Source organism: Lacisediminihabitans profunda (assembly GCF_008040105.1).
Classification (GTDB): domain Bacteria; phylum Actinomycetota; class Actinomycetes; order Actinomycetales; family Microbacteriaceae; genus Lacisediminihabitans; species Lacisediminihabitans profunda.
This window is the reverse complement of record NZ_VRMG01000166.1, coordinates 1-429: the sequence shown is the minus strand read 5'-3', so window position 1 is coordinate 429 and position 429 is coordinate 1. Positions and strand designations below refer to the sequence as shown.

2 protein-coding genes are annotated in these 429 nt (G+C 34.0%); both read right to left on the bottom strand.

The window, feature by feature from the left end; genetic code table 11:
• Positions 1 to 230: hypothetical protein (locus tag FVP33_RS19895; protein ID WP_222706827.1), on the bottom strand; the 230-nt coding region annotated here is incomplete at its 3' end.
• Positions 227 to 429: hypothetical protein (locus FVP33_RS19890; protein WP_222706826.1), on the bottom strand; the 203-nt coding region annotated here is incomplete at its 5' end. The genes FVP33_RS19895 and FVP33_RS19890, both read right to left, overlap by 4 nt.

Genomic DNA, 429 nt, shown 5'->3' with positions numbered 1-429 from the left:
GGGTAAATAGATTCTGTTTTATAGTCACGGTGTATTTTAATTTCTGGCTCGAGCACCGCAGAATTATCGCCCCAATCAATACCTATGTAGTTTGGAAAAACATCTGAATATATATCAACTAAATTTAGAGTACATTTAGTCGCATCAAATAACTCGATTGTATCCAAAATTATATCACGGCTGTTAATTTGTGATTCGACGGTTGAAACAGATAAAGTATGTGTGTTCATAGTATTAAGGCTGCTGCTGAAAGTGGAGTTGGTGACACATATGTGGCACATAGAGCTGGAGATTGTGAAGTTAATGCAAACTCTAGAGAATTTAAATCAATTGTCCCTGCCGAATTAATAAAGTTGAATGTAAATCTACTGTTATTACATGCATAAGTCTCTACACCTAAAAAGTTAATATCATCAGTATATTCAAATC